General features: G+C 39.6%; 26 protein-coding genes and 1 tRNA gene. 15 read left to right on the top strand and 12 right to left on the bottom strand.

Translation table 11 applies throughout. The features are described 5' to 3' along the window. On the bottom strand, positions 1 to 432 hold a 432-nt coding region (locus M901_RS11650), incomplete at its 3' end, for a hypothetical protein (protein WP_021278394.1). A gap of 312 nt (positions 433 to 744) precedes the next feature. On the opposite strand from M901_RS11650, the gene paaZ reads away from it, so the two are divergent. Beyond that, entirely contained in the window at positions 745 to 2,778 is a 2,034-nt protein-coding gene (paaZ, locus tag M901_RS11645; RefSeq protein ID WP_021278368.1) for a phenylacetic acid degradation bifunctional protein PaaZ, read from the top strand. Between the two features lie 68 nt (positions 2,779 to 2,846). Beyond that, positions 2,847 to 3,638 carry a hypothetical protein gene (locus M901_RS11640; RefSeq protein ID WP_021278381.1) on the top strand — a complete coding sequence of 264 codons (792 nt, stop codon included), beginning with the start codon at positions 2,847 to 2,849 and terminating at the stop codon, positions 3,636 to 3,638. Between the two features lie 10 nt (positions 3,639 to 3,648). Here M901_RS11640 and M901_RS16630 read toward each other — a convergent pair whose 3' ends face one another. Further along, the gene (locus M901_RS16630) at positions 3,649 to 4,092 is read right to left on the bottom strand and encodes a hypothetical protein (protein WP_021278363.1); all 444 of its coding nucleotides are present in this window, start codon (positions 4,090 to 4,092) and stop codon (positions 3,649 to 3,651) included. Positions 4,093 to 4,205: 113 nt separating this feature from the next. Between M901_RS16630 and M901_RS18230 the strand changes: the two genes are divergently transcribed. Then, a complete protein-coding gene (locus tag M901_RS18230) occupies positions 4,206 to 4,328 on the top strand; it encodes a hypothetical protein (RefSeq protein ID WP_255345244.1) in 123 nt (40 codons plus the stop codon). A 22-nt stretch (positions 4,329 to 4,350) separates the two neighbouring features. Here the strand turns inward: M901_RS18230 and M901_RS11635 are convergent. Then, positions 4,351 to 4,427: transfer RNA gene (locus tag M901_RS11635), tRNA-Met, on the bottom strand. Between the two features lie 66 nt (positions 4,428 to 4,493). Here M901_RS11635 and tilS point away from each other — a divergent pair. The 7 genes from tilS to M901_RS11600 all read left to right on the top strand — a co-directional run bounded on the left by tilS (position 4,494) and on the right by M901_RS11600 (position 13,029). Then, a complete protein-coding gene (tilS, locus tag M901_RS11630) occupies positions 4,494 to 5,747 on the top strand; it encodes a tRNA lysidine(34) synthetase TilS (protein WP_021278382.1) in 1,254 nt (417 codons plus the stop codon). A 138-nt stretch (positions 5,748 to 5,885) separates the two neighbouring features. Then, on the top strand, positions 5,886 to 7,838 hold the full coding sequence (gene ftsH / locus M901_RS11625; RefSeq protein ID WP_021278378.1) for an ATP-dependent zinc metalloprotease FtsH: 1,953 nt from the start codon (positions 5,886 to 5,888) through the stop codon (positions 7,836 to 7,838). Continuing rightward, positions 7,838 to 8,725: a dihydropteroate synthase gene (locus tag M901_RS11620; RefSeq protein ID WP_021278393.1), complete on the top strand. Its 888-nt coding sequence runs from the start codon at positions 7,838 to 7,840 to the stop codon at positions 8,723 to 8,725. The genes ftsH and M901_RS11620 overlap by 1 nt, the downstream gene beginning before the upstream one ends. A 67-nt stretch (positions 8,726 to 8,792) precedes the next feature. Beyond that, positions 8,793 to 9,725 (top strand): serine protease, encoded by a 933-nt coding sequence (locus tag M901_RS11615; protein ID WP_021278362.1) that lies wholly within the window; start codon positions 8,793 to 8,795, stop codon positions 9,723 to 9,725. A 189-nt stretch (positions 9,726 to 9,914) separates the two neighbouring features. Further along, positions 9,915 to 10,307, top strand: coding sequence for a glyoxalase/bleomycin resistance/dioxygenase family protein (locus tag M901_RS11610; protein ID WP_021278384.1), 393 nt, complete (start codon positions 9,915 to 9,917; stop codon positions 10,305 to 10,307). 130 nt (positions 10,308 to 10,437) lie between these two features. Beyond that, positions 10,438 to 11,316, top strand: a complete 879-nt coding sequence (locus M901_RS11605; RefSeq protein ID WP_021278390.1) for a serine protease — start codon at positions 10,438 to 10,440, stop codon at positions 11,314 to 11,316. A 306-nt stretch (positions 11,317 to 11,622) separates the two neighbouring features. Beyond that, positions 11,623 to 13,029 (top strand): S8 family peptidase, encoded by a 1,407-nt coding sequence (locus tag M901_RS11600; protein WP_053335871.1) that lies wholly within the window; start codon positions 11,623 to 11,625, stop codon positions 13,027 to 13,029. Here the strand turns inward: M901_RS11600 and M901_RS16625 are convergent. The 3 genes from M901_RS16625 to M901_RS11585 all read right to left on the bottom strand — a co-directional run bounded on the left by M901_RS16625 (position 13,016) and on the right by M901_RS11585 (position 15,538). Further along, on the bottom strand, positions 13,016 to 13,642 hold the full coding sequence (locus M901_RS16625) for a response regulator (protein WP_081653439.1): 627 nt from the start codon (positions 13,640 to 13,642) through the stop codon (positions 13,016 to 13,018). The genes M901_RS11600 and M901_RS16625 overlap by 14 nt on opposite strands. 144 nt (positions 13,643 to 13,786) lie before the next feature. Then, positions 13,787 to 14,467, bottom strand: a complete 681-nt coding sequence (locus M901_RS11590; RefSeq protein WP_021278375.1) for a response regulator transcription factor — start codon at positions 14,465 to 14,467, stop codon at positions 13,787 to 13,789. A gap of 99 nt (positions 14,468 to 14,566) precedes the next feature. Beyond that, a complete protein-coding gene (locus tag M901_RS11585; RefSeq protein WP_021278369.1) occupies positions 14,567 to 15,538 on the bottom strand; it encodes a D-glycerate dehydrogenase in 972 nt (323 codons plus the stop codon). 139 nt (positions 15,539 to 15,677) lie between these two features. Here M901_RS11585 and M901_RS11580 point away from each other — a divergent pair, with 139 nt between their 5' ends. Further along, positions 15,678 to 17,021 (top strand): S8 family serine peptidase, encoded by a 1,344-nt coding sequence (locus M901_RS11580; protein ID WP_021278377.1) that lies wholly within the window; start codon positions 15,678 to 15,680, stop codon positions 17,019 to 17,021. Positions 17,022 to 17,064: 43 nt separating this feature from the next. Here M901_RS11580 and M901_RS11575 read toward each other — a convergent pair whose 3' ends face one another. From M901_RS11575 to M901_RS11565, 3 genes are all read right to left on the bottom strand, one after another. After that, positions 17,065 to 17,715 (bottom strand): thiopurine S-methyltransferase Se/Te detoxification family, encoded by a 651-nt coding sequence (locus M901_RS11575; RefSeq protein WP_021278399.1) that lies wholly within the window; start codon positions 17,713 to 17,715, stop codon positions 17,065 to 17,067. A gap of 94 nt (positions 17,716 to 17,809) precedes the next feature. Next, on the bottom strand, positions 17,810 to 20,191 hold the full coding sequence (locus tag M901_RS11570) for a ribonucleoside-diphosphate reductase subunit alpha (RefSeq protein WP_021278397.1): 2,382 nt from the start codon (positions 20,189 to 20,191) through the stop codon (positions 17,810 to 17,812). Between the two features lie 2 nt (positions 20,192 to 20,193). Further along, entirely contained in the window at positions 20,194 to 21,162 is a 969-nt protein-coding gene (locus M901_RS11565) for a ribonucleotide-diphosphate reductase subunit beta (RefSeq protein ID WP_021278376.1), read from the bottom strand. A 480-nt stretch (positions 21,163 to 21,642) separates the two neighbouring features. Between M901_RS11565 and M901_RS11560 the strand changes: the two genes are divergently transcribed. Further along, positions 21,643 to 22,023, top strand: coding sequence for a response regulator (locus tag M901_RS11560; RefSeq protein ID WP_034721918.1), 381 nt, complete (start codon positions 21,643 to 21,645; stop codon positions 22,021 to 22,023). On the opposite strand, the gene M901_RS11555 is transcribed toward M901_RS11560, so the two are convergent. Then, on the bottom strand, positions 22,024 to 22,980 hold the full coding sequence (locus M901_RS11555; RefSeq protein WP_034721916.1) for a tyrosine-type recombinase/integrase: 957 nt from the start codon (positions 22,978 to 22,980) through the stop codon (positions 22,024 to 22,026). A gap of 78 nt (positions 22,981 to 23,058) precedes the next feature. Here M901_RS11555 and M901_RS11550 point away from each other — a divergent pair, with 78 nt between their 5' ends. The 3 genes from M901_RS11550 to M901_RS11540 all read left to right on the top strand — a co-directional run bounded on the left by M901_RS11550 (position 23,059) and on the right by M901_RS11540 (position 25,300). Next, the gene (locus M901_RS11550; protein WP_021278389.1) at positions 23,059 to 24,084 is read left to right on the top strand and encodes an alpha/beta fold hydrolase; all 1,026 of its coding nucleotides are present in this window, start codon (positions 23,059 to 23,061) and stop codon (positions 24,082 to 24,084) included. 103 nt (positions 24,085 to 24,187) lie between these two features. Further along, positions 24,188 to 24,820, top strand: coding sequence for an OmpW family protein (locus tag M901_RS11545; RefSeq protein ID WP_021278367.1), 633 nt, complete (start codon positions 24,188 to 24,190; stop codon positions 24,818 to 24,820). A gap of 96 nt (positions 24,821 to 24,916) precedes the next feature. Further along, positions 24,917 to 25,300, top strand: coding sequence for an ArsC/Spx/MgsR family protein (locus tag M901_RS11540; RefSeq protein ID WP_021278372.1), 384 nt, complete (start codon positions 24,917 to 24,919; stop codon positions 25,298 to 25,300). A 44-nt stretch (positions 25,301 to 25,344) separates the two neighbouring features. Here M901_RS11540 and M901_RS11535 read toward each other — a convergent pair whose 3' ends face one another. Both M901_RS11535 and M901_RS11525 read right to left on the bottom strand, forming a co-directional pair. Continuing rightward, positions 25,345 to 26,022, bottom strand: a complete 678-nt coding sequence (locus M901_RS11535) for a hypothetical protein (protein WP_021278388.1) — start codon at positions 26,020 to 26,022, stop codon at positions 25,345 to 25,347. A 317-nt stretch (positions 26,023 to 26,339) separates the two neighbouring features. Beyond that, positions 26,340 to 26,717: a hypothetical protein gene (locus M901_RS11525; protein WP_021278387.1), complete on the bottom strand. Its 378-nt coding sequence runs from the start codon at positions 26,715 to 26,717 to the stop codon at positions 26,340 to 26,342. Between the last annotated feature and the right edge of the window lie 18 nt (positions 26,718 to 26,735).

Raw genomic sequence — 26,735 nt, 5'->3', positions numbered from 1 at the left:
TCCTAAAAATGAAACATAAGAGTTTACTAAAGAAGATGTGGCACGTGAGTCTGTATTATCAAGTGCTCCCGCCTGAAGATCAATGATATCAAAGAGATTGTAGTTCATATAAGCATAGTCATAGACTAGCTTTGATGATGGAGTATATCTCTTCTCGTTGAAATCAACTCGAGAAGATCCTGTCTCATAACGAAACCCAACATATGATAGGAATTTTAAGTCATTAGTTAATGTGATTTTCGACTCTAATGCTGCTGTTAGAGAATACTTCGTGGCCCTGTCTGGTGAGCCTTGGAGATTTGCGAATTTAGAACCAATATGCAGGTTTAAATCATCAATTCCAAGCTGTTTGGCCTGTTCTTTAATGGATTGGGCACTAACCGTTAGGGCCGTGACCGATAAAAGTAAGAGTTTTCCCCAGTTCTTTTGCATTACATAAGTCCAATCTAATAGTGTTTATAAGTAGTACAGTACTATTAATGCACTTTGCGTGCCACACTGTGTGTCATAATTACATGGGGTGTCATGGTGTAACTTATTGATATATTGAGGGCCAACACAATCCTAACGTCTATTTATTGATCAAAATGAGTTTCCTATATCGACTAGTTTTTAGACAGTGTGTGTTTGCTTGACGATAATAAATAAATTCATTTTCCAAAATGGACGCTCTGCGATTGTCACGATGAAGTGCCTTCCTATAGAATATTTTTCGAACTTAAATATCTAATAAAAGGAAAATATATGAATATTGAATCTTATGTTGTCGGGAAGTGGCATGCCGGTAGTGAAGGGGGATCTGAGCTTAGAGATGCGACTAATGGAGAGTTAATTGGGATTGCCTCAACAGCTGGAATAGATTTTGGTGAAGTTCTTGATTATTCAAGAAGTGTGGGTTCAAAGAAGCTTCGAAAGATGACTTTTCATGAAAGGGCCCGTGCTCTCAAGGCCCTGGCCATGCATCTGATGGAGAAGAAGGAAGACTTCTATAAAGTCTCGGCCGCAACAGGTGCGACGAGGGTCGATAGTTGGATTGATATTGAAGGGGGAATTGGGAATCTCTTCACTTATTCTTCAATAGGTAGAAGGCAAATGCCTAATGAGGTTTATTGCCTAGACGGTGAACCTGACACAATCTCTCGCCAAGGAGGATTCTCTGCTCAGCATATTTGGACTCCTAAGAGGGGATGTGCTGTTCATATTAATGCTTTCAATTTTCCTGTTTGGGGAATGTTAGAAAAAATAGCCGTTAATATCGTGGCCGGAGTGGCCTGTGTTGTAAAACCGGCCACTGTAACTTCATATCTCACTGAAGCAGTCGTTAAAGAAATTATTGCTTCAAAAATTCTTCCTGAGGGTGCTATCCAACTTCTTTGTGGAAGTGCGAATGGGATTCTCGATCATGTTAATTCTCAAGATGTGGTGACTTTTACGGGTTCTGCCCACACGGCAAAGATGCTCAAGTCTCATCAGAATATCTTAGATAATAATATTCCATTTAATGTTGAGGCCGACTCTCTCAACTGTTCTATTCTTGGGCCAGATGCGGCCCCGGGAACAGCTGACTTTGATATCTTCATTAAAGAAGTGGCCAGAGAAATGACTGTTAAGGCCGGTCAAAAATGTACGGCCATTCGTAGAACGATTGTCCCACAAGACTATGTTGAGGATGTTCAAAAGGCCCTTGTTAAAAGACTTGAAAAAACCACTCTTGGTGATCCTCGTTTAAAAGATGTGAGAATGGGACCTCTTGCTTCAAAAGATCAGCAAGAGGAAGTACTTGCTAAGATTGCTGAGCTTAGAAAATCATGTGAGCTTATCGCTGGTGGACATACTGGGGAGAATCTCTTGGAAGCTGATGCTGACAAGGGAGCTTTTGTTGCCCCAACTCTTCTTTACTGCGATTCTCCATTTGATAAAACTGATGTCCACAACGTGGAGGCCTTTGGGCCAGTGTCGACGATTATGCCATATAAGAGTCCTGAAGAGGCGCAAGAGTTATCTCATATGGGACAGGGCTCACTTGTGAGCTCTATTGTGACAAGTGATACGACATTTGCAAGAGAGATGGTTCTTGAAACGGCCTCGAGTCATGGTCGTATTCTTATTCTCAACGAATCTTGTGCCAAGGAATCAACTGGGCATGGTTCTCCTCTTCCTAATCTTGTTCACGGTGGACCTGGACGAGCAGGAGGTGGTGAAGAGATGGGTGGTAAAAGAGGAATTTATCACTATATGCAAAGAACTGCCCTGCAGGGACATCCTTCTATGCTAACAAAGGTGGTTAATAAATTTATTCCTGGAGCACAGAGACCAGAATCAGGAATCCATCCTTTTAGAAAGAATTTTGGACAACTCCAGGTTGGAGATACTTATACCACAGCGAAGAGAACTGTTACGGAAGCTGATATTGTCAATTTTGCGAATATTTCGTGGGATCACTTCTATGCGCATACAGATACAACATCACTTGATGGAACTTTCTTTGAAGGTCGCGTGGCCCATGGCTACTTTGTTATTTCTGCTGCTGCGGGACTCTTTGTAGAGCCAAAGAAGGGGCCTGTTCTTGCTAATTATGGACTTGATGAATTGAGATTTATTAAGCCTGTTTATGTTGGTGCAACTATTGGGGTGCAATTAACATGTAAAGAAAAGATTGACCAAGAAGTTAAGGAAGATGAAATCCCAAGAGGTGTTGTTAAGTGGCAAGTTGATGTGACTGATGAGACTGGTGAAACAGTGGCCCTCGCAACAATTCTCACATTAGTGGCCAAGTAAATCATAAATTTTTCCTAAACTTAACAAAAGCATAACAATGGTTAGATTTTTAATTTCTACCATTTGTTATGCTTTTGAGATTCTCATTATTATTCGCACTCATTCTTTCGCTACTGGTTCATGTCTTAATCATCTTTAAGACCCGTATTTCTTTAAATCAAAATTTCAATAATAAGAAGCTTGTAAACGTGGCCAAGAGATCATCTAGAGTTAAGATCAAAAGATATCAAAGGCCTTCGAACAAACGAAAGAAAGTTTCAAGATTAAATTCAAGATTAAATTCAAGAAGAAGAGAGATTTGGCAAGGGCTAGATTTCTCACACGCTAGGGGAGAGCTTAAGAATTTTGAGCAAGAGGATTCTTCCAAGCACTATAAAGTTGTTGAGCTTATAGATGAGCAATTAGTCTATCCTTCTGAGTTTTCTGAAATTGGGCTGGAGGGAATCGTTGAAATCAAGATTGTCATCGATCGCAAGGGGCAATTCGATGAGTCTTTAAGTTACTTCAGTTCAAAATCTAAATATCTGGAAATCTATATGAGACGACTCCTTCGAAAATGTCTTAGGGACAATCGTATACTAACTAAGAAAGATACTGGGGTGGTGGAGTTGATCGTTGAGTTTGATCTGACAACAGAGCTTAGAAAGGACAATCATGGTCTTTCTCATTCAAAGTATCTCTATCGTCAGGCCTATGGAGGAAAGACTCCCGTTGAGCGTGGAGGCAAAGTTCTAACCGAAGTCCTAGGGGCAGTGATGAACCCTCTTGTACTTTTAAAGCATCTTCCATCTATTAAGGCGGCCCAAAGAAGAAGACTTTTAAAGAAGCTTCGCTCTTACCAAAGAGACTCCTATTGGTAAGGTCGCTCTTTTACTTTGAGAGTTCGGGCTTCTTTGGCCATTGGATATTTTCATCGACAACTTTCCATCCTTCTTTCGTTTTTACAAAGGAGATAAAGTAGTTCTGTGTGACTGTCTCATTCTTATCTCTTTTGACAAAGACATCCGGATTATTGACGGTATTAAAGACTCTCTGCTTAAGACAAACATGGCCAAGTTGATAGCACTTTTGATTAAATCTAATTTGGACTTCAAAGTCGTAGCGTCTGTGAAAACGTTTAATTCTTGTTAGACCAAATTCTCCTAGGCGCTTGATTTTTACTATACTCATAGTGTCTTGGAGCTCACTTCCAAAGCTATTGAGATTGGCCACCTTGTAGTAGAGGGCCTGATTAATATCAGATTCGCTAAGCTCTGCTGGAGAAGAACAAGAAATAAGAGTTAAAAGTGCAATTGTACCAAGTATAAGTTTCATAGAAATAGTATATCTTAAATATGAGTTTCATGTTTATTTTATTGATAGGGCCTTACCTTATTACAAGCAAGCTCTGTTAAGATGTCTTCTGAAATATTCAGTAAAATATTGAAGTGAGTGGACGAGGTTTTGCGCTAAGACCAATCTTAGATTTTCAGGTGATCACAAAAGGAATCATTCGCGATCTTGATCCTGCGAATCTTACGAGTCCTGCGAGTCATAGTTTAAAAAAGTAGTGGGATAAAAAGAAGTGTGAAATGGTGGCGGGGGGGAGAGTTGAACTCCCGACCTCCGGGTTATGAATCCGGCGCTCTCACCAACTGAGCTACCCTGCCATGTCTTACTGTGTTTTAGGATACTAATGGCTTGCGTTTGTTATGTCAATGGCATAATTTACTTTTATGACAGAAAAATTTCAACCATTTAAGCAACCGCGTTTTAGTTATGAGTTCCTTAAATTTCTCAACAAATTTATTCTAGAGACTGCTCTTTTTTCTCATAATTCAAAGATAGTCATAGCTCTTAGTGGTGGAGTTGATTCTGTTGTTCTAACACAGGCCATCTCGTTAAGTTTAAAAATGGGACTTATAAAACTGACCCATAGACCACGACTTATTCATATCGATCATGGCACTCGAAAAGAGATTAAGAAGGAAGTCGATTATCTTTATGAATGGTCAAAACATTTAGAGATGTCCTTTGAGTCTCATTCATTGAAAATGGATTTATCTCAAGGAAATTTTGAAAAGATTGCCAGAGATGAGCGTCGTCGTATCTTCAAGCAAAAGATGAGTGACGATGAAATTCTTTTAATGGGTCATCATATAGATGATTCATTTGAGTGGAGCTTAATGCAAAAACTTAAGTCATCAAATCTCGAGGCCTCGCTCGGTATTGCGGTTCGCTCGCAAAATATAAGAAGACCATTAATGTGTATGTCTAAGAAGCATATTCTCAGATTTGCTAAAGAGCAGAATCTGACTTGGTTTGAAGATAGCTCAAATAAGAATCTTAACTTTGAAAGAAACTATTTGAGAAATCTTATTAATAAGCAAATTGCTCCAAGGTTCCCACAATATCTCAAGCACTATGTGAGGCAACATAATGAGCTTGCGAGAAGGGCCAACAAGAGTGCCTTTAAAATTGAGCTTGCAAAAGACTTCCATCAGAAGAGTTCAAAGAGTTATGCCCGTCTTATTTTAAAGACACATAAGAGAGAGTGGGGAGCAGTCGTGACACTGAATCCTCGTGTCACTATTTCTAGTGATAATCTTGGTCCTTTAAGAAGTCTCATCTCACAGTACTCTCAAGTGGAGAGAGGAAAGATTCATAATCAGCTTATTGAGTTGGCAAAACTTATTCAGCGCCCAGGTCTAAATGGCCCATTGAGTTTTAGTGGCGGACTTAAGGTTTATTGTACAAGTCGATATTTATTTATTTTAAAACCCGATCATGAAATTCAACTTCTTTCAAAGTACAGTGTTTCGCAGATTCCTGATCCAGTTCCCTTTATTTCAAGAGCGAGTAAGCAGAAGGAGTCTTTAAAGTCGGCCATTGCTATGGTGGAGCGTCAAAGCCAGGAGCTACTTGATGAAAGGGTTCTCTTTCATTTTGCTTGGCGTCTAGAAAATGGTCCTGTTCTCTTTTGGATTTAATTTCCCGTTCTAATTTACTAGGCTTGACATTAGTTAAGATGGTACCATTTTATTTTAAAGTCTTGTTGAAAGTTTGTGCTCGGGACTCTAGAATTAAAACTTATAAATTTCATAAACTTAACCCCAAAAAGGATTGTAATGAAAGGTCAGCAAAAAACACTATTATTATGGATTGTGGCCATCCTCTTATTTGCCGCTGTAGCAAAGCTTTCAAGCGAGAGACAGACGACTTATGAGAAAATCACTTATCCACAACTCATTGAAAGAGTTGAGAATAAGGAAGTAGACAAAGTTATTTTTAAAGGTAAGGACGTTATTCTTGGAAAGTATAAGGATAATCTTGCCAACAAGACTGGTTGGTTTGAAACAACTGGTGACACTGGTTCTGATTCCTTTAAAATTTTAAGAGAAAATGGAATCACTCCAGAATATGAAAAAGAAGAGAAGCAATCATTTGCGACGACAATGTTAATTCATTGGGGTCCAATGATTTTCTTATTTGTTATTGTGATCTTCTTCTTAAAGCAACTTCAATCTGGTGGTGGAAAGGCCATGAGCTTTGGAAAGTCAAAAGCGAGAATGCTTTCTCCTCATGATAAGAAGGTGACATTTGATGATGTCTCTGGTGTTGAAGAAGCCAAGGAAGAACTAGAGGAAGTTGTCGACTTTCTAAAAGATCCTAAGAAGTATACATCACTTGGAGGTAAAATCCCTAAGGGTGTTATTCTCGTTGGTCCTCCTGGGACTGGTAAGACTCTTCTTGCAAGAGCTGTGGCCGGTGAGGCCAATGTACCATTCTTTTCAATTTCAGGTTCTGACTTTGTTGAAATGTTCGTAGGTGTTGGGGCTTCAAGAGTCCGTGACCTATTTGAGCAAGGAAAGAAGAATGCTCCATGTATTATCTTTATCGATGAAATCGATGCCGTTGGTCGTCACCGTGGACACGGTATGGGTGGTGGACACGATGAAAGAGAGCAAACTCTTAACCAGCTTCTTGTTGAGATGGATGGGTTTGAATCTAATGAAGGTGTCATCCTTATTGCAGCGACTAACAGAATTGACGTTCTTGACTCGGCCCTCTTAAGACCAGGTCGTTTTGATAGAAGAGTTACTGTGGGACCTCCAGATGTTAGAGGGAGACTAGGTATTTTAAAAGTTCACACGGCCAAGACAGTTTTAGCTGATGGTATTGATCTCGAAGTTATCGCAAAGGGAACTCCAGGATTTACTGGGGCAGATCTTGCCAACCTTGTTAATGAAGCAGCACTCTTTGCTGCAAGATATGGAAAGAAAGCTCTTGAGATGATTGATTTTGAAATGGCCAAGGATAAGGTTCTAATGGGGCCAGAGAGAAAGTCGATGGTCATTTCTGATTTAGAAAAGAGAGTGACGGCCTATCATGAGGCCGGGCATACACTTGTTGGAATGAATCTTCCAAAAGCAGATCCTATTCACAAGGTTTCTATTATGCCTCGTGGGGGAGCGCTCGGTGTCACACAAACGCTTCCAAATGAAGATATGCTCAACCTAACAAAAGAAAAGGGTGAGAACTATATCGCTTTCCTCATGGGGGGAAGATGTGCTGAAGAGTTAATCTTTAATGAGATCTCTAATGGGGCAAGTAACGATATTGAAAAGGCCACAAGTCTTGCAAGTAGCATGGTTTGTTCATGGGGAATGAGTGATAAGCTTGGACCTCGTAATTATAAGAAGCCAGGTGCTTCTCCATTTGGTTCTTCGGCACCAAGTGAGGGGATTGGTTACTCTGATGATACGGCCAAGGAAATTGATACTGAAATTCACCACTTTATCGATAAGAACTATAAGCATGCGATGAAGATTCTAACTGATAATAGAGATGCTCTAGATCGTTTGGCCGAGGGACTTATCCTTTGGGAAACGCTAGACTTCAAACAAGTTCAGGCCCTAGTCAAGGGTGAAGATATTGGAGCTCCTCTTGTTGATAGCAAGAAGAAGCCAGCAAGCTTTGAATCAGAAATGGTTAAAGAGCAAAAGAATGTTGAAGATACTCTTTCTTCGACACCAGAATCATCTGAGTCACAAGGTGACAAGGATCCTTCACTAGCATAATGAATTCAAAACAAATACCAATGGGAGTGATTAACCTCACTCCCAATTCTTTTTCTGATGGAGGTAAGTACTTTGATCCTTCACAGCTAATTGCAACCCTTCGAGCTTATCATCAAACTTCTTCCAATGAGCTTACTCCATTTTGTTTGGATTTTGGTGCAGAGAGCACGGCCCCATTCAATCAGGCCATTACAGCTATTGAAGAGTGGCAGCGCTATGAAGAATATTTGCTCCCTCTATTAGAAAATGCTGAGGTATTAAAACTTCTAGAACAAGCGCAATTTTCAATCGACTCATATCATCCGCAAACGATTGAAAAACTTCTCCCTCTCTTAGTTCAAGTCACAAAGAAGAGAGTCATATGGAATGACATCAGTGGTGTGATTGATCAGCAAGCGATCTCTCTTTTAAAGAAGAACTCAGAACTTGATTATGTCTTTTGTCATAACCTGGCCCCTGACAGAGAACAATCTAGCTCTCATATGGATTATATCTATGATGGAGAGTACGCTATTGAAGATCATCTCAAGCTCTTCTTCGAAGAGGGGCTAGAAAAATTGGCCTCTCATGATATTGATCTTAAGCGCATTATATTGGATCCATGCTTTGGCTTTTCAAAGAGCTCTGAGCATAATTGGCAGTTGTTAAAAGAAAGTGACACTTATATTCACTGTCATAAGAGATGGGTTCTCGGTGTCTCTAAGAAGTCTTTTTTACAGCAGCTAAGTTGTGGTCGCGATAAAGAGCAAAAGAGGGAGTATAGTGAGAGATTTCACCTTCTTATCCTAGCTAATTGGATGAAAAAGTACTCTCAATACAATATCTATTATCGAATTCATGACTTGAGTGTCTTTATGGACGCAAAAAAGGCCCAAAAACTCATATAAAGATTTCAAATTACTACCATCTGACGCGGCTTCAGGGCATATTAGGGCCTTGGGAGACGACGCATATATGAAGCAGGTAAAATCAAAATTCTTATTTCTATTAACTTCAGTCCTTCTGGCCACTCAGGCCCAGGCAATTCTTGATATTCGCCTGCCTTCGAGTAAGAATAAGGTCATTTACGCTGATCAAAATATTCGTCAAACGACCCAGGTTAAGGACGTAAAAATTAAACTTCTTTCCCAGTCAGTTGCCATGCAAGTTCAGCGCTATGCTATCCAACCGGCACTCGTGAGTGGGCTCTTTACAATGCGCTCAGTTCTTCTTGGGAATAAGGCCCCTATTTGTAAGGGAAATCCTTGGAGTAAATTCAATGCCCTTGGTTCATGTAGTGCAACTCTTATAAATCATGACACACTTTTAACTGCTGGACATTGTCTCTCCCATGCTCAATGGGACTGTGATCAAAAGTCATGGATTCTCAATGCGAGAGAAGAGTACTTTACACAAACGAGCTTTCAATATTTCACAGATGATCAAATCCTCCATTGTAAGGAGATTATCTCTCATAATGTCGATGCCAATTCAGGTCTGGATTATGCCATTATTAAAGTCGATAGAAAGGCCCAAAGACCAGTATTGCCTCTGGCCCTAGCTAGATCTTCTCAAGTTGGCGATGACATTTTCATGATTGGCCATCCTCTCGGTTTAGCAAGTATGACTTCAGAGGTTGGAAATATTCGAGCTGAAGAAGATCAATTCTATGTGGCAAATCTTGATTCATTTGCGGGTAATAGTGGAGCTCCTGTTTTTAGAAAGAGTGATAATAAGCTGACGGGAATGCTTGTTCGTGGTGAAGAAGACTTTGTTTGGAATGACGAGGACAAGTGCTTTGAATTTCGAGTTTGCGATAATGATGATTGTCGTGGAGAAGATATAGTCAAAATTGAGAGTATTCTAGAAGATCTTCAAAGGCAGGGCGTAGAAACTGCTCCTCTTTAGTGGGGGTGAGCTTCACTCATCTCCATGAAATCATTTTTGAATTATCGTAATTTTCTTAACTGTTAATAAAGTTAATAAGCAAGGTGTTGTTTTTTTACCCAAATCCTATTTGAGCAACCCCATTTCTGTGTAGCAGTTAGAAAAACTTTTCCCTTGCGCGTTTGGGCCATTCATTAATACAATATTGCCATGGTTCGTTTAGGTCAAATCGTTCTATTTAGTAAAGACAAACAAAAACTCGCATCATTTCTATGTGATCTTTTTGAATTGGAGATGGAGATTCACAGTGATTCTATCTCTTTGGCCCATGAACATATCAACTTCCTCATCATTGAACGCCCGCGCTTGGCAGAGTGTGGCTCAAGTACTCTTATTGATTTCTACGTTAATGACTTTGAAGAGTTAGAAGAGCTCAACAATAAGATTGAGTTTTTAAATTATCGCCTAGAGAGCGCTGGAGAGTCACAAGAGCTTCTTCAGCAAATGAAGAAGCCTGAAATTAAAGACTTAGGTGAGGTTAAGTTCTTCTTCATGACTGACCCAGATGGCCGTCGCTGGAAGGTTAGTACTTTTTCTAAATAATTTCCCTTTTATATCATTGTCTTACAAGTTCTTACACGCTCAGATGTAAGATCATGTCAGTTGTCAATCGATTCTGACAGTAGTTTAATGCATGAGTCAAAAATCTCACACGCACTAAAAAGGAAATGTAATGACAAAATTAGGAATGATAAGCTTAGCGCTACTTGTTTTAACTTTCTCTGCGCCAGTTCAAGCTATCAACAAGGTAATCTACGGATCAGATGACAGAAGAGACCCATACCAAGAGTCTAATCCACATCTTTTAAATCTTGCTAGATCAACTGCGGCAATGATTCCTAATCCTAAAATGACAACTCAGGATAACTCTGTAACGATCCAAGGTTCTACTCTAGAAGATAGAGGGATTTGTTCTTCTGCAAAATTTGCAAACCATGCAACTGCAGCGAATTGTTCAGGATTCCTAGTTGGAGACGATCTGTTAGTAACAGCTGGACACTGTGTGAGAAGTCAAGCTGACTGTAGTGGGTCTAAGTGGGTTTTTGGTTACGCTTATGAAACAGCTGAGATCACTAAGGATATCACTGTTGATAAAGATGCTGTTTACGGGTGTAAAGAAATCGTTCAACAAGAACTGAACGGAACAAATAAAATGGACTTCGCACTTATTAGACTTGATAGAAAAGTTACTGATAGAGAGCCTCTAAAGTTTAGAACTGAAGGAAAGATTGAAAACGGTCAAAAGATCGTTGTTATTGGTCACCCAACAGGGCTACCAACTAAGATTGCTGACAATGCATGGGTAAGAAATAATTCTGGTGATGTTTATTTCTCAGCTAACCTAGATACTTTCGGTGGAAACTCTGGATCAGCGGTATTTAACGCAGATACAGGAGTTGTAGAAGGAATTCTAGTAAGAGGTGAGCAAGACTATGTTTACGACTGGTCAAAAGGTTGTAGAGTTCCTAAGCAGTGTACAAATGAAGGTTGTCGTGGTGAGGACGTAACAAGAATCACTAACGTAACTGAGTTAATGAGCCTAGCTAACTAGAATCTAATCAAAAACAAAAATAGAATATATAATTAAAGGCCGTCTTAAAAATGACGGCCTTTTTTTATTTCCAGCTTTGAGATTTTCCACTCCACATGAAAACAGATAGTTAAGACTTATTGGCGTCAAAATGCTGTCGCCAGTAGTGCCAAAAAGGCCTGTAGATCGGCCAGTCGGAAGATAGTGCCCCGATATCACGTTAACAATTCTTGGCATGAGATATGCTAATATAACAGTGTCAGACAGGATGTTTGATAAGGCCCTGGGATAGGATGTTCTAGGGTAGAGAGATCAAGGACGAGCGAAATGGGAAAATGGATTTTTCTATTATGTCTATTAGGGACACAGCATGTATTTGCTGATTTCATTGTAAAATACAGATCGGGGAAGGTCGTGACGAGTAAGATCGATCCTACGACACTTTCAGCGCTGGCCACTAGTGATAGTGATGATCAAATTGAATATGTAGAGGAAGATCGCTACTTACAGCTTCATTCTTCTCCTAATGATCCTCTTTACTCTCAGCAGTGGGCCATGGTGAATTACTTGAACGACTCTTTTGAGATGGCCAAGCAAGAGGTCAGTGGTGCTCAGACCATAACTGTTGCAGTTGTTGATACGGGAAGAACTTCTCACAGTGATCTCAATGCGGTTTATGTTCAAGGGCATGACTTTATTTCTGATTCAACAAACTCACAAGATGGTGATGGAAGAGATTCTGATCCTACTGATACAGGAGATTATGCTAGGTTTGGCTCTAATTGTGGAAGCATGAGCTCATCTTCATGGCATGGGACTCACGTCTCAGGTATTGTGGCAGCACAAACTAATAATAGTGTCGGTGTTGCTGGTGCTGGAACAAATATTCAAATTCAACCTATTCGTGTTCTTGGACAATGTGGTGGGAAAACATCAGATATTGCAGATGCTATTCGTTGGGCCGCAGGTGGTAGTGTCTCTGGTGTGGGAACAAACCAGAGCCCTGCTAAAGTTATCAATTTAAGTCTTGGTGGTCGTGGAAGCTGTAGTCAATATATGCAAGAGGCGGTGAATTTTGCCAATTCTCGAGGAGCACTTGTTGTTGTTTCTTCTGGAAATGATGGGGCAAATGTGGACTCTCTAGAATATACCCCAGCCAACTGTCGTGGTGTTTTTAGAGTTGGTGCCGTCAATACTTATCGAGGAGAGTCTACCTATAGCAATTATGGCTCTATTATCGATATCTCGGCCCCTGGTGATATTATCTATTCAACGGTTAATGGTGGTTATACAACTGCTTCATCAGAGTCTTATAAGACAATGAGTGGGACATCTATGTCGGCGGGATTTATTTCAGCTACCGCGGCCATGATCTTCTCTATTAATCCTAATCTCTATGTTGATCAGGTGAAAGATATTATGGTGAGGACGGCCCAGTCGGTTTACTGTCGTAATATTAATTGCTCTAAGGGGACTGTTGATGCCTATGAGGCCGTCTTAGAGGCCCGTAGAGAAGTTCCTGATGCTAGCTTTGAGTATCAAGACACAGTTCTCTCTGGTGGGACTTCAAATGTTGAATCACGTGTTCAGGTCACTAATGGTGGTGGTGGAGCTTGTGGGACAATTGAGGATGTTAATAAGGCCCATCGCAATTACCCTGGTGCTCTCTTTGTTTTACTCGCAGTTTTCTTTGTTCACCGCTTTGTCACTCGTATGAGGCTCAAGCACTCTTAACACCCTTGCAGGTGATGAGGGCGCCGTGATCAATGAGGTCGCATTTTTCAACTCGATACAAGTGTCCTCTTCCCTTTGGGTCTGGGATATTGACTAGGGAGTGTAGAGGAAGCTCTTCCTTGGTTTCTAAAATTAATTTCTTTCCAATTCTATTTTTGACTTTATAACTATTGATCACCTCACTGACCTCGTAGAGTTCTATATATTCAGGTGTCTGTTCAATTTCATTATCAATGAGTGAATTGACCTTGTAGATAATTTCATCTCTTGATCGGTCCTTAAAAATATACTCACATATGCCGAGTCTAAAGGCATCGTTAATTGTCTTTTCATCATGATTATTGGTTAGGACGCAGATATTAAAACTCGGATCAATTTCCTTGGCCCTAACGATAAGCTCAAGGCCATTGATCTTTGGCATCATGATATCGACAATGAGCCACTTATTTCCCTCAAAGTTATTAAAGCTTAGAAAGTCTAGTGCTGAAACAGAATCTTGAAAATAGAGGATATTGCTATCGTCTCTTTCTTGTAGGCAGTGGAGCATAAGTCTTCCAATGTCGTGGCTATCATCAATCACTATAATTTGGTTTTTGACGTGTTTTGTTTTCATACCTAATTATCGAGAGACAAGCTTAATAAACTATAAAACACTGTGAAGATAAGAACATAATGAAACAAAAAAAGGACTGTCTAAAAACAGTCCTTCTTTTAAGATATTTAATTGGGGTTTATTTAAACTAAAATTGATTCACATTTAGCTAAGCTGTATAATCTTATATCCTTCGCCGTAGACGGACTTAATAGCATAGCTTGATGGTTTGATCTTTCTACGAATTGAGCTGATATATGTATCAATCATACGGTCATTAACTTTGTGGTTATCTGGGGCAATATGATTAAGAATTGATTCTCTTGAAAGAACACGTTGTGAATTCTTTAAAAGAAGGTGAATGATTTTAAACTCACTTGAAGTAAAGTGAACTTTTTCACCGCGAATGGCCACTTCTTGAGAAGGGATATTCAGTGAAATATCAGTATAGTCAATTGTCTCAAGCACAGACTCAGTTTTTAAATTAGAGAGAACGGTCTGAATAATTGCTCTTAGCTCCTCAGGCTCAAATGGTTTTTCAAGATAGTGGACAGCTCCAAGCTTATATCCTGTAATTCTTGAGTTTGAACCAGTCTTAGATGAGATGAAGATAATCGGAGTATTCTTTAACTCGTCCATTGACTTGATTTGGCTACATAGTTCGTATCCAGAAGCATCATCTAACATGATATCTAGGATAATGAGGTGTGGCTTAAGTTGCCAGGCCTTATTAAGTCCTTCTTCTGCTGTTCCCACTGTCACAACGTCATATTGACCATCAAGGATTTTGGCCACTAGCTCTCTCATATCCTCGCAATCATCTACAATAAGTACTGTTTGCTTCATAATTGACCCCTATTTAATTAAAGAAATTTTATATTTACCTACTAAAATTATATGCCTATTTCCTTTTTACGCTACCTTTTTTTTGTTAATTGTATATTTTCAATTGGTTACGGGAGTTATAGGGGAGATCTTGCTCAGAACGTTTTCAATATTTTGACAAACTAATCTGCCCATTTCCTTACGCGCGATCTCGGTGGCAGAGCCGATATGAGGCACGATGAGGACATTATCAAACTGTCTGAGGGGGTGGTTTTCAGGCAGTGGCTCAGGTGTTGTGACATCCAGGCCTATACTGTGAAATTTTCCCACTTTTAAATTCTCAATCAGATGTTCTTGGTTGATGACCTCTCCACGAGCGGTATTAATGATAATGGCATCATCTTTACAGTAGGAGAGTGTTTCATTATTAAGAAGCTCCCTTGTTTGCTCAGTTAGGGGGCAATGAAGTGAAATAATATCTGCTCGGGAGAGAGCTTCTTTTAATTCCATTCTTTGAGCGTTGAAGGACTTTTCAAAACCCTCTTTTGTGCTACGTGAGACATAGACGATTTTACTATCAAAGGCCCCATGGCACATTTTAGCGAATTCTTGTCCAATTCGACCTGCTCCAATGATTGCCACAGTAGAATCTTTAAGACTCTTTCCTAAGAAACCAAGTGGCTCCCAACCTAGCCACTGATCTTCTTCTACATTCTTGGCCGCAGGAATAATTTTTCGAGCACAACTAAGAAGTAGGGCAAAGGCCAGCTCTGCCGTGGCATGAGTGAGAACGTCTGGCGTGTTTGTGACAATAATTCCCCTTTCATTGGCATATTTGGTATCAATATTATTATGTCCCACGGCATATTGAGAGATTACTTTTAACTGTGGAGCATGCTCAATGAGGTTTCGGTCTATTCTGTCACCCAGCATACAGGCCAGGGCCTGGCAGTCACTCACTTGTTTGAGAAGTTCCTCATAACTAATGGGTCCATGGATTTTATCATCCCAAATATTAATTTCATGACCTTGCTCTTTAAGCTTTGTCCATGATTCTTTTGGAATTGTTTTAGTGCAGAATATCTTTGCCATAAAGTTGAGTCCTCTAGTCGTGATAGAAAATATTATTTTTCTTACTTTCTCAGCTATTTACTTTTGAAATAGAAATAGGGAAGATTAAATATTGATAAAAATAATAGTAAATCAAAACTAGCTTAGCAAGGAGGCTAAGATGACTTTAAAGCTACTAGCAAGTGCCCTGGTTATGGGAGCTCTTCAAGTAAATGCTGCGAATATTGCAATTATTGACTCTGGAACAGATATGAAACATGAGTTAATTGCACCAAAGGCGTGGATTAACCCATTAGAAATCGCTGACAATGGTAGAGATGAAGATCGCAATGGATATCAAGATGATATTCACGGTTGGAACTTTGCTGAATCTAACTCTCAAGTTATCGACTATAGCTACTTAGGAACTCTTAATGACGATATTAAGAAGTTCTTCTCAGTGCAGGCCAAGGCCATTAGAGGAACTGTTAGTGAGGAAGAGTTAACTTGGATGAGAGCGAAGGTTCAGGATCAAGAATTCATTAAGAAACTTTCAATTTATGGAAACTTTATGCACGGGACTCACGTTGCTGGGATCTCTGCAAGAATGTCTGATGAATCGAAGATTCTTGCGGCAAAACTCATTCCTACAGAAGTCAAATTACCGTTTATGTTAGGGGAGAATCCAAGCAATAAGGGTTTTATTGAAAAGCTCGTTAAGAAGGGAATTGATCTTCTTGCTTCTCAACAAATGACGATGATGGAAGAGATTGCAGCTTATGTTGACTCTCACAAAATGACTGTGGCAAATGGATCTTTTGGTACTGGTTATCCACAGGCGAAAATGATTGTTGAAACAGTTTATAAGCAAGTTCTTAGAAAAGATCCATCTGAAGAGGATGTAAAGAAGTATGCAACTTACTTTATTTCTTCACTTGTTAAGCATGGTTCTAAAATGCTTAAGGCCGCTCCAAAAACTCTCTTTGTCTTTGCTGCAGGTAACGATGGTTTAGATAATGATGTCTTTGGAACTTCTCCAGCAAACTTAAAAGGTGACAATGTTATCACAGTTGCTGCGACTATCGACTATGATGGACTGGCCCCTTTTTCTAACTACGGGAAGAAGATGGTAGATATTGCGGCACCAGGTGTTGCTATCAGATCTGCCGCGCCAGGAAATGAGTATATTGAAGTTTCTGGGACATCTCAGGCGGCACCATTTGTGGCCGGTGTTGCCGGAAGAATTCTTGATATTAATCCTGAATTGACTCCACTTGAGGTCAAAATGATTCTTAAAGGTACTGTTGATAAGAAGGACTTCCTTCTTGGTAAGGTGACAACTTCTGGGATTGTGAATACTGATAGAGCGGTAAGAGCGGCGACTCTTTCTCTAAAGATGAATGTTGCTGATTCTGTTAATCAGGCCAAGATTGATATTCTCGATATGCCATCTAAGAAGAGTTTTGTGACTCCAATGATGATTCCTGGAATGATCCAAGCACTACCTTCAAATTTCAAACTCTAATTGAGATATTAAAAATAAGAAAGGGCCAGAAATGGCCCTTTTTTTATATTTGCTTCTTCCAATGAAGTCTTTTCATTTTATCTATACCGGCCTCTTTAAATCGACCTTCAGCTTTGCTCTCATTGAAGACAGTGAAATTCAGGTCAAATCCAATATTCTTGTAGGCCGTGAGAATCTCTTCTTCTGGAACATAGAAGGGAGGTCCAAAATCTTTTGGGCCATTGTGGGCAAAGGTGATAATGAAGATATCTGTGTGAATAGCAATAAGTGACTCAATTTTCTTATAGTAACTCTGTCTCATCTCCATCGGTAAGGCCACAATACAGGCCCTGTCATAATAGTAATCAAAGTGCTTACCTTGATCAGGACTATAACTAAAGAAGTCTCCACAGACGAATTTAAGGCCCTGTGATTCATATATAGTATGGGTCGCAGTCTTTGAGAGCTGTGGCACAATACCATTTTCTTCGAAGAACTCTTTTACGGCCATTTCACTAAGCTCTATTGCCGTGACATTTGCGCCTCTTTCTATGAAGTAGAGAATATCCTTTGATTTTCCAGCAAGCGGTATCAAGACATTCTTATCTTTTAGCTCAAGATCCTTATAGTGTTCAGTCATCACCGGGTTGTATTGAGATTGGTGAAATCCAATTCTTCTATCTTCCCAGGCCTGCATCCAAAATTCTTTTTCCATCGTAAGTCCTTTCTCTATTTCATGTCGCACAAATAGAACGAGGACCACATTGGGTCCTCGCAAAATATTTTAAATCGTAAAATCTACGCTCTAATTAAGATCCACAAGCTTCACAGTTTTCTGGATTGTCTAGAGAACAAACCATGGCCTCAACATTTTCTTGGGCCTTCTTTGCTAGCTCTGCTGAGTTATCAGCTGTTGGGTTCTTAACAGTGAACTGAACAGCGTTAACTGCAGCTCTTGTTCTTAGGTAGTACATACCAGTCTTAAGACCTTTCTTCCATGCGTAGAAGTGCATTGAAGAAAGCTTTCCAAAGTTAGGTGCTTCCATGTGAACGTTAAGAGATTGACCTTGGTCAATATATGGCCCACGTCCTGCTGACATGTCGATAACGGCCTTCTGCTTAACTTCCCATACTGTTTTATAAAGGGCCTTAAGTTCCTCTGGAATTCTTTGGATATTTTGAATTGATCCATTATTTGCGATGATCTCGTTTCTTAGATCTTCACTCCAGATTCCAGCATCGATAAGATCCTTAACAAGGTACTTATTAACAACTGCAAATTCTCCTGAAAGAACACGTCTTACATAGATATTTGAAGTAATTGGCTCAAAACACTCGTTATTTCCAAGGATTTGAGAAGTTGATGCTGTTGGCATTGGAGCAACGAGAAGTGAGTTTCTCACACCGTGCTCTTTAATTTCTGCCTTAAGTGCATCCCAGTCCCATCTTCCTGAGTGATCATTGTGATTCCAAAGATCAAATTGAAGAAGTCCTTGAGAAATAGGAGAACCTTCGTAAGTCTCATAAGTTCCTTCAATTTTTGCAGCATCTTTTGAAGCTGTTACGGAAGCGAAGTAGATTGTTTCGAAGATATCATTATTTAGTTTAAGGGCCTGCTCACTTTCAAATGGCAGTCTCATCTTAAAGAATGTATCTTGTAGTCCCTGTACTCCTAGTCCAATTGGTCTATGTCTCATATTTGAGTTCTTAGCTTCAATAACTGGATAGTAGTTAACGTCGATAATTCTGTTAAGGTTTTGAGTCATTCTGTAAACAACTTTGTAGAGTGCCTCATGATCGTAAACCATTTCTCCGTTTTCTTCCTTAACAAACATGTTAAGAGCAACTGAAGCTAGGTTACAAACAGCAACTTCATCTGGTGCTGTGTACTCAAGGATTTCTGTACAAAGGTTTGAAGACTTGATCGTCCCAAGGTTCTTCTGGTTTGATTTCTCATTTGCTGCATCTTTGTAGAGCATATATGGAGAACCAGTTTCAACTTGTGATTCAAGAACAGCAAACCAAAGGTCTTGTGCTCTAATTGTCTTCTTTGCTTTTCCTGCAGCTTCATAACTTGTGTAAAGTTTTTCAAATTCTGCACCGTAAGTGTCAGCAAGTCCTGGACACTCATGTGGACAAAATAGTGACCACTGTCCATCTTCTTCAACTCTTTTCATGAACAGATCAGGTGTCCATAGAGCGTAGAAAAGGTCTCTTGCTCTTTGTTCTTCCTTACCTGTGTTCTTCTTCATTTCAAGGAAGTCAAAAATATCTGCGTGCCATGGCTCAAGATAGATTGCGAAAGAACCCTTACGCTTTCCACCACCTTGGTCAACATATCTCGCCGTATCGTTAAATACTCTAAGCATTGGAACGATTCCGTTAGAAGTTCCATTCGTTCCCTTAATTAGAGAACCCTTCGCTCTGATATTGTGAATTGAAAGTCCGATTCCACCAGCTGACTGAGAAATAAGGGCCGTTTGCTTAAGTGTATCGTAGATTCCTTCAATTGAATCATCTTTCATTGTTAGTAGGAAACAGCTTGAAAGCTGAGGCTTAGTTGTTCCCGAGTTGAATAGAGTAGGTGTCGCGTGTGTGAAGTACTTCTGACTCATCAGATTGTACGTTTCAATCGCAGCATCCATATCATTCATGTGGATACCAACAGAAACTCTCATGAGCATCTGACCTGGTCTCTCTACAATCTTTCCATCCATTTTTAGAAGATAAGATTTTTCAAGAGTTTTAAATCCAAAGTAGTCGTAGTTGAAATCTCTCTTATCAACAACAGACTTATCAAGTCGTTCAGCATTGGCCATTACTGTTTCATAAAGTTCTTTAGAAACAAGTGGAGCATGCTCTCCTGTTTTTGGGTTTACCCAGTGGTACATTTCCTTAATATTTTCAGAAAAACATCCCTTCGTTTCTTTGTGAAGGTTTGAAACTGCAACTCTACCTGCAAGCACAGTGTAGTCTGGGTTCTTTGTTGCTAGATATGCTGCTGTTTCAGCTGCAAGATTATCTAGCTCCTTAGTTGTAATACCATCGTAAATCCCTTCAATTACCTTTTGAGTGATAAGAGTTGGGTCAACATGGTTCTTGTCTAAACCAAAGGCCAGGCCGTTGATTCTATCTGTAATTTTGTCAAATTTGATTGGCTCTCTGTCTCCACTTCTTGTGATTACGTACATGATTAAAACTCCGCGTCCAGTGTGAATGTGTTAAGTGTCTTATCTGAAAGGACACCCGGTTTTTGATACTCAGAAACTCTCTTTTCAAAGAAGTTTGTCTTACCTTCTAGAGAAATAAGCTCCATCCAATCAAATGGGTTGTCGCTATTGTAAACTTTTTCAACTCCTAGTCTATCCATCCAGAAGTCAGCAACGTATTCGATGTACTGAACCATAAGATCTTTGTTCATTCCAATAAGTGAAACAGGAAGTGCTTCTGTGATGAATTCTTTTTCGATCTCTACAGCTTCAGTCATGATATTTCTAATTGTCTCTTTGCTGGCCTTTTCTTCATCAGAAAGAAGAGAGTGCATTAGAACTGCGAATTCACAGTGTAGACCTTCGTCACGGCTAATGAATTCATTTGAAGTACATAGTCCTGGCATTAGTCCACGTTTCTTAAGCCAGAAAATTGAGCAGAATGAACCAGAGAAGAAGATCCCCTCGATGGCAGCAAATGCAACAAGTCTTTCAGCAAAAGAGTTCTTTGATGAGATCCAGTTAAGGGCCCAATTCGCTTTCTTCGCAACACAGTCAAAGTGTTGAACTGCGTGGAAGAGCTTATCTTTTTCGACAGCGTCTTTTACATATGTATCGATAAGAAGAGAGTATGTTTCTGAGTGGATATTTTCCATAGCAATTTGGAATCCATAGAAACAACGCGCTTCTGGAATTTGTACGTCGTTATAAAATCTTTGAGCTAGGTTTTCGTTTACAATCCCATCACTTGCAGCAAAGAAAGCAAGAACGTGAGTAATGAAATGCTTCTCATTATCAGTTAATTTTTCCCAGTCTGCTAAATCAGGGACTAGGTCAATTTCTTCTGCTGTCCAGAACACTGCCATGTGTTGCTTGTACATTTCCCAAACAGAGTGGTATTTGATTGGGAATAGAACGAATCTGTCTTCATTTGGGGCTAAAATAGGATCCACGAGTTTCCTCCTTACATCGTGCAAAAACGTCTCTTCAAAGAGTGATAGTCAATTAAAAATATCAAGTTTTACGGTTTCTGTGTTGTGTGTGTTGTTCTATTAAAATAGTAGGCCCTGAGAACTTGAAAGACAATATACAACAGGTCAAAGAGGGGATATTTTGTTATATCATGCACAGCGTAAAATTTGAAGAAAAAAAACGTGAAAATCGAAAAGCCTTATGGATAGGGGCTTTAGCCATTGTCAAATCTAGGAATACTCAAAAATTATCATCTTAAAAATTCTTACATATAATTTTTAGAAGGGTCAAAGAGCCCTTTTGTGCGGTGTGGTTATACCAGATATAGTGTATGACATAAAAATGACGGTACAAGATATTGTAATTTTGTGCGAGGCGCATGATAATTATGACACAAATCTACTTTTTTAAGCTCATGATTTCCCACAAAAATCCGAAAAGCCTATGTGAACGGAGAAGGTATGGACATAATTGTTGTAGATGACGATAAATTCATGAAAACAGTATTTGATAAGATTCTTAAGGACACAGGTCTTAAGTATGAAGTTTATCACGATCCTCATGAAGGTCATGATGCTATTGTCGCTAAAAAACCGGCCTGTGTTATTCTCGATTATATTATGCCCGATCTTAGAGGGGATGAAATGATTGTGAAATCATCGCAAGAATGTCTCTTTAAGCATTGCAACTTCATTATGGTGAGTTCTGAGAAATTCAATGATTTAGATAGAATGAAGCTAATGACGCTTGGATTCTTACATATTTTCACAAAGGAAGATCTTCAATCAGCCTATTTCTTGGAGACTGTTCATGAGTTAGTGGCCGATAAGAAGGCCGCTTAATTATTCCCAATCAATTTTCATCACAGGAGACTCAAGTAGCTTCTTTCTACGTTTATCGTACTCTTGTGTGGTCTTAACTGAGGCGTGATTAACTTCTCTTGCCACGGTATAAATATCAACTCCAATCTCTAAAAGCTCACTAATAAATGTCGCCCTGGCCGAGTGAGGGGTGATTTTAAAGCCTAGTCCAATCTTTTTTCCATAGCGCTCAAGCATCTCGTTAATCGTCTTGGGGTTTAAAGGCTTATTTAGATGCTCTGGATTGGCAGGGTTGCGAGTCGGTTGGAAGAGCCAATCATTTTCAGTGTGAGCTCTTTCTTTTTCGGCCATCCATTCAATATAGTCATTAAGGGCCTTGATACAGGTAGGATTTAAGAGCTTCTTTCCAAGCTTTCCACCCTTTCCGCGGTATTCTAAGACCATATTGTCGCCTAGGCGTTGATAGTCCTTAAACTTTAAATTGAGTATCTCGCTCTTTCTAAGGCCTGTCGTAAAAAAGGTGACCAGTAAGGCCATATGGAGTGGACCTGAGTTTTGGTTCTTTGAAATTTCGTGAAAGATCTCTAAGACCTGTTCTTTCTTTAAAGCGTTAGTGGGGCTTTTGACTTCCGGCCTTGGCCTTTTAACACTAGAGACTGGATTGAAACTGCAATAATTTCTCTCAACTAGATATTTGAAGTATGTCGAGAGACTGGCAAGCTTTCTGTTGACGGTCTTTGGTGAGCATGGCTCTCCTGCATATGAGCCAGCTTCTGCCAGGTAGTTACGATACTTAATGACGTGAATTCTTTGAATCTTTGCATAATCACTGACTTTAAAATAGAACTCAACCCATTCTAGAAATTGGTTGATATCAATGAGATAATTCTTTCGAGTGTGAATAGAAGTAAAGTTTTCGAAGAACTCATCATCGAGTAAGAAGCTATGTCCATTTTGTGATTTTTGAAAGTTTTCCACCTCTCTATTGTCCACTATTATTATATGGGGTAAAAGTAGGAAGAACTTTCACTTGCTACACATCGGAGAAAGCGGCCTATGAAGGGGATTTTGATTATTGGCGCCATAGGTGTCATGGTATTGAGTTTTTCAGCAACTGTTCTTGCAAGCGATAATGATCAGCAACGATTTGAAAAGAATAATGAGCTTTACAAGACTTGCCAAAGGCAGGCCTTTTTAAAACCTGATAAAAAAACTCGCTATAAAATAAATTACTGCTTTTTTGAAAGAGCAGGTGATGATTTAACGATTATCTTACCCGGTAATCAAGAACCACTCTTTATGTATCTAGAGTTAGCGCAGAAAGTCTCAACAAGAGAAAGTGTTCTTGTCATTGATCATCTTAATCAGGGAGAGTCGCAAAGGATTCTTAACAAGAGTCAACTCGATCAGAAGAAGATTTATATCAAAGATTTTGATCTCTACCTAGAAACAATAGATCTCGTTTTAAACCAGGTTTTTTTGAATAAGGAAAATTTGAAGAAAAAGAGGGTTCGATTCATTGCCCACTCCATGGGAGGTCTCATTGCCTTGGATTATGCCAAAAAGGTAGCCGCCAGTGGCACTGTTAATATAAGAGAAATCATTCTTAGCTCACCAATGCTTCGCTTCTTGGGGCCAGAGCTTCCCGATAGCCTCTTGTATCAAACCGTGAGATTTATTAATTGGCTTGGTTTTTCTAAGGCCTTTGCTTTTGGCCAGGGCAGTAATAACTATCCGCCCTTTAGTTCGACAAATCAATCAACGACATCTAAGAGTTGGTATAATTATGCTAAGTATATTTATCAAAGAAGACCTGAGCTTAGATCCTACGGCAATACCTTTTCATGGGTAGAAGCTGCCTATCAAAGAGTGGCCAAAAATCTTGATCAAGTGGAAAACTTAAGGATGCCCATTATGATTTTTAGAGCAAGTCATGATGAAGTGGTCGATATCGAAGTGATGAAAAGCTTTTGTGATAAGCTTCCCAATTGTCATGAACGTCTTTTAAAAGGGGCTAAGCATGATCTGTTTAGGGAAAGAGATATATATCAAGCGCCGCTGATTGAAGCTATTTTCAAGTAGTTCTTAAACTGTTTTAAATCATGTTTGATTGTGATTGAACAAATATCGCAATCGACTCCAAAGAATTAATTTCTAATCAAGGAAAATTAAAAAAGGAGTACACATGAAAAAACTACTTTGTTTAGCAATGACGGCAGCGTCACTTTTTGCTAGCGCACCATCTGCACTTGCTGCTGAAGATGGAAACATGATGATCAGAGTAAGAGCAATCCAGGTAATGCCAGATGAAGAAGGAACACCAAGTGCTATTGGTGGAGAAGTCCAGCTAAACAATGAGTCAGTTCCTGAGATTGATATCTCATACTTTGTTAATAAGAATTTTGCTTTTGAGTTAATTCTTGCAACAGCAACTCATGAAGCAAGCGCGTATAACACGTCACTTAATACACTAGATCTTGGAGATGTTTCACTACTTCCTCCAACTCTTCTAGCTCAGTATCACCACGAAATGGGGAACTTTAAGCCATATGTTGGTGCTGGTTTAAACTACACAATCTTCTACGGAGAGGAGCCTCAAGGTGTTGTAAAGAACATCACTTATGATAACTCTCTAGGTTATGCTCTACAAGTTGGTGCAGACTATAAGATTGGAGACAATATTTACTTCAACGTTGATGTTAAGAAACTATTCCTATCAACTGACGTAGAAGTAGAAACTTTCTCAAATGGAACTGTAACTGCAGAAGTTGATATCAACCCATACATTATCGGTCTTGGTGTTGGTTTCAGATTCTAATTAGAATCGAAAGTGCTAATAAATTCCAAGAAGGGAGGACATTGTCCTCCCTTTTTTGTTTTGATTTCTTCTGAGAAGTCATGTTAAATCTAAGGCATGGAAGAATTTTATAAAATCTATGGCATTAGAAATTGTGAGCAAAATGAAAAGCTCCTCGAAATTCTCGATGAGGCAGAAGTCGAGTACGAATTCTTTGACTTTCGCGATTATCCACCAAGTGAAGAACAACTTGAGCAGTGGGGAGAGTTTGAAGGAGAGGAGTATCCTATCAATTATAGAAGCTCACTCTTTAAAAAGAATAAGAAGAAGTTTGATAAATTGAGTGATCAGCAGAAGGTTGTTTGGCTTCAGCAACACTATCACTGTCTTTTAAGGCCTGTGATTATTCAGGAGTCTGAAGACTCTCAGGAGATCCTCGCGGTTGGAGGGCGACCGGAGCGCTTGGCCCAGAAGGCCTTCAAACTAATTAAGGGCTTTTAAACTGCTCCACTTACGTGGGGTTCAGCCCACCCAGATAATCCAGATTATAAAAACAAATAAAGAATGTCGATAATGCGCTTGCAGCATATCGACTCTCTTTGTTGAGCACCAACTCTTTCTGATAGCCTGTTAATATGAGCACGAAACATGGCGCACGTATGATTCAGTGTAAAAAGTGGATCAAAGTGCTGGCGCTTGAGTTCACCTTGCCCAGCCACACAAGATCTCCCTCCCTTGTAGCGTTTGTGCTCTTGTGAGCTAAAATATTTTGCGACTATTTTTGGATAAGTATTGTGCTCATCTGATTCAATCAAAGCATCTCTATCAATTGTTCGATAAATTTTTTCCATCAAACGATTGAGCCCTCGCTCATGGTGATTTTCCCTAAATCCATATTTCTTCTTTGATTTTTTGGCTAGGTGACCAAAGGCGGGAATTCTTGAAACCTCCGCCCCAAGGACAAGGCGGCGCTTCTTGTCTACTGCAAGACTTACACTTAGAGGCTTCATCTTGGTATGCTCTAAAGTTATCAGATCATCAAATTGCATATTTTGAACTTGGGACTTCTCTAGTTTTTTCAAAAACTTTCTCTGCCTTCTACGTGATTTTTCCGCTAGGTACTGAACTTTTCTTGCGACTGTTTTGTAGTTGATATTGAGTTCGCGAGAAATACTTCTCATGGAGGAGCGATCACAGAGCATGCGATAAATTCGGTGATTCACACGTCGCTTCTTTTGATACCTTTCAAAACTGAAAGTCGCTCGAGAGAATTTCTTACCACAGGCCTTGCATCTGAAGCGTTGAATTTTTCGAGAGTCACAGGCTCGTTTGTAGCGGCCATCTTTGATGACAAGCTTGTTTTAGTGGAAGAATTACAGGTAGAAATTGGGCAGTTATAAATCATAACTGCTTTATGCAAGGTGTGTATTTTGAGTTTTGAGTATCTACTTAAAATGACAAGGAGCTCTCAAGCTCCTTGTTTATATTTGATTAGTTCTGATAAATTTTTAACACCACAGAAGTGGAGCAGTTTTAAATGTTATTGAGAGCAACGATTGAATTCCTTATCTCTATTGGCATACTTTAAACAGAAATCGCTATTACCATGAGCATCCTGAATAGCAGCTCCGTTCCAAGTGGCAGTAATGACTTTAAGTTTAGTAATATCATAACGCTTATTCGCACAGGCCTTAAGCGCTGCCGCCTGACACTCACTCAAACTTGTTGCGGCCTTTTCCTTGTCACACTCAGCAGTTCCCCCACATTTCTTAAAACTCATCACTTGATTTGTTTTACCATTTCGGTGTTGCCCTCCACAGGCCTCACGCTTGTAGTGAACGATACATTGAGCAAAGGTAAATGACCCAATGAGTGATGTGATTAAAACTTTCTTTATAATTGCTCTTGTTAGTCTCATACTCTCTCCTATGTCCAT

The sequence above is a fragment of the Bacteriovorax sp. DB6_IX genome, from assembly GCF_000447775.1.
Classification (GTDB): domain Bacteria; phylum Bdellovibrionota; class Bacteriovoracia; order Bacteriovoracales; family Bacteriovoracaceae; genus Halobacteriovorax_A.
The sequence above is the reverse complement of the archived record's forward strand: the minus strand, read 5'-3'. Positions and strand labels throughout refer to the sequence as shown.

Bases quoted from the DNA above. Each gene is read 5' to 3' on its own strand.
- M901_RS11525 (WP_021278387.1), bottom strand. From the start codon at position 26,717: ATGAGACTAACAAGAGCAATTATAAAGAAAGTTTTAATCACATCACTC.
- M901_RS11540 (WP_021278372.1), top strand. From the start codon at position 24,917: ATGGAAGAATTTTATAAAATCTATGGCATTAGAAATTGTGAGCAAAAT.
- M901_RS11570 (WP_021278397.1), bottom strand. From the start codon at position 20,191: ATGTACGTAATCACAAGAAGTGGAGACAGAGAGCCAATCAAATTTGAC.
- M901_RS11545 (WP_021278367.1), top strand. From the start codon at position 24,188: ATGAAAAAACTACTTTGTTTAGCAATGACGGCAGCGTCACTTTTTGCT.
- tilS (WP_021278382.1), top strand. From the start codon at position 4,494: ATGACAGAAAAATTTCAACCATTTAAGCAACCGCGTTTTAGTTATGAG.
- M901_RS11590 (WP_021278375.1), bottom strand. From the start codon at position 14,467: ATGAAGCAAACAGTACTTATTGTAGATGATTGCGAGGATATGAGAGAG.
- M901_RS16625 (WP_081653439.1), bottom strand. From the start codon at position 13,642: ATGAAAACAAAACACGTCAAAAACCAAATTATAGTGATTGATGATAGC.
- M901_RS11610 (WP_021278384.1), top strand. From the start codon at position 9,915: ATGGTTCGTTTAGGTCAAATCGTTCTATTTAGTAAAGACAAACAAAAA.
- M901_RS16630 (WP_021278363.1), bottom strand. From the start codon at position 4,092: ATGAAACTTATACTTGGTACAATTGCACTTTTAACTCTTATTTCTTGT.
- M901_RS11605 (WP_021278390.1), top strand. From the start codon at position 10,438: ATGACAAAATTAGGAATGATAAGCTTAGCGCTACTTGTTTTAACTTTC.
- paaZ (WP_021278368.1), top strand. From the start codon at position 745: ATGAATATTGAATCTTATGTTGTCGGGAAGTGGCATGCCGGTAGTGAA.
- M901_RS11575 (WP_021278399.1), bottom strand. From the start codon at position 17,715: ATGGAAAAAGAATTTTGGATGCAGGCCTGGGAAGATAGAAGAATTGGA.
- M901_RS11550 (WP_021278389.1), top strand. From the start codon at position 23,059: ATGAAGGGGATTTTGATTATTGGCGCCATAGGTGTCATGGTATTGAGT.
- M901_RS11560 (WP_034721918.1), top strand. From the start codon at position 21,643: ATGGACATAATTGTTGTAGATGACGATAAATTCATGAAAACAGTATTT.
- ftsH (WP_021278378.1), top strand. From the start codon at position 5,886: ATGAAAGGTCAGCAAAAAACACTATTATTATGGATTGTGGCCATCCTC.
- M901_RS11585 (WP_021278369.1), bottom strand. From the start codon at position 15,538: ATGGCAAAGATATTCTGCACTAAAACAATTCCAAAAGAATCATGGACA.
- M901_RS11580 (WP_021278377.1), top strand. From the start codon at position 15,678: ATGACTTTAAAGCTACTAGCAAGTGCCCTGGTTATGGGAGCTCTTCAA.
- M901_RS11640 (WP_021278381.1), top strand. From the start codon at position 2,847: ATGCTTTTGAGATTCTCATTATTATTCGCACTCATTCTTTCGCTACTG.
- M901_RS11600 (WP_053335871.1), top strand. From the start codon at position 11,623: ATGGGAAAATGGATTTTTCTATTATGTCTATTAGGGACACAGCATGTA.
- M901_RS11620 (WP_021278393.1), top strand. From the start codon at position 7,838: ATGAATTCAAAACAAATACCAATGGGAGTGATTAACCTCACTCCCAAT.
- M901_RS11615 (WP_021278362.1), top strand. From the start codon at position 8,793: ATGAAGCAGGTAAAATCAAAATTCTTATTTCTATTAACTTCAGTCCTT.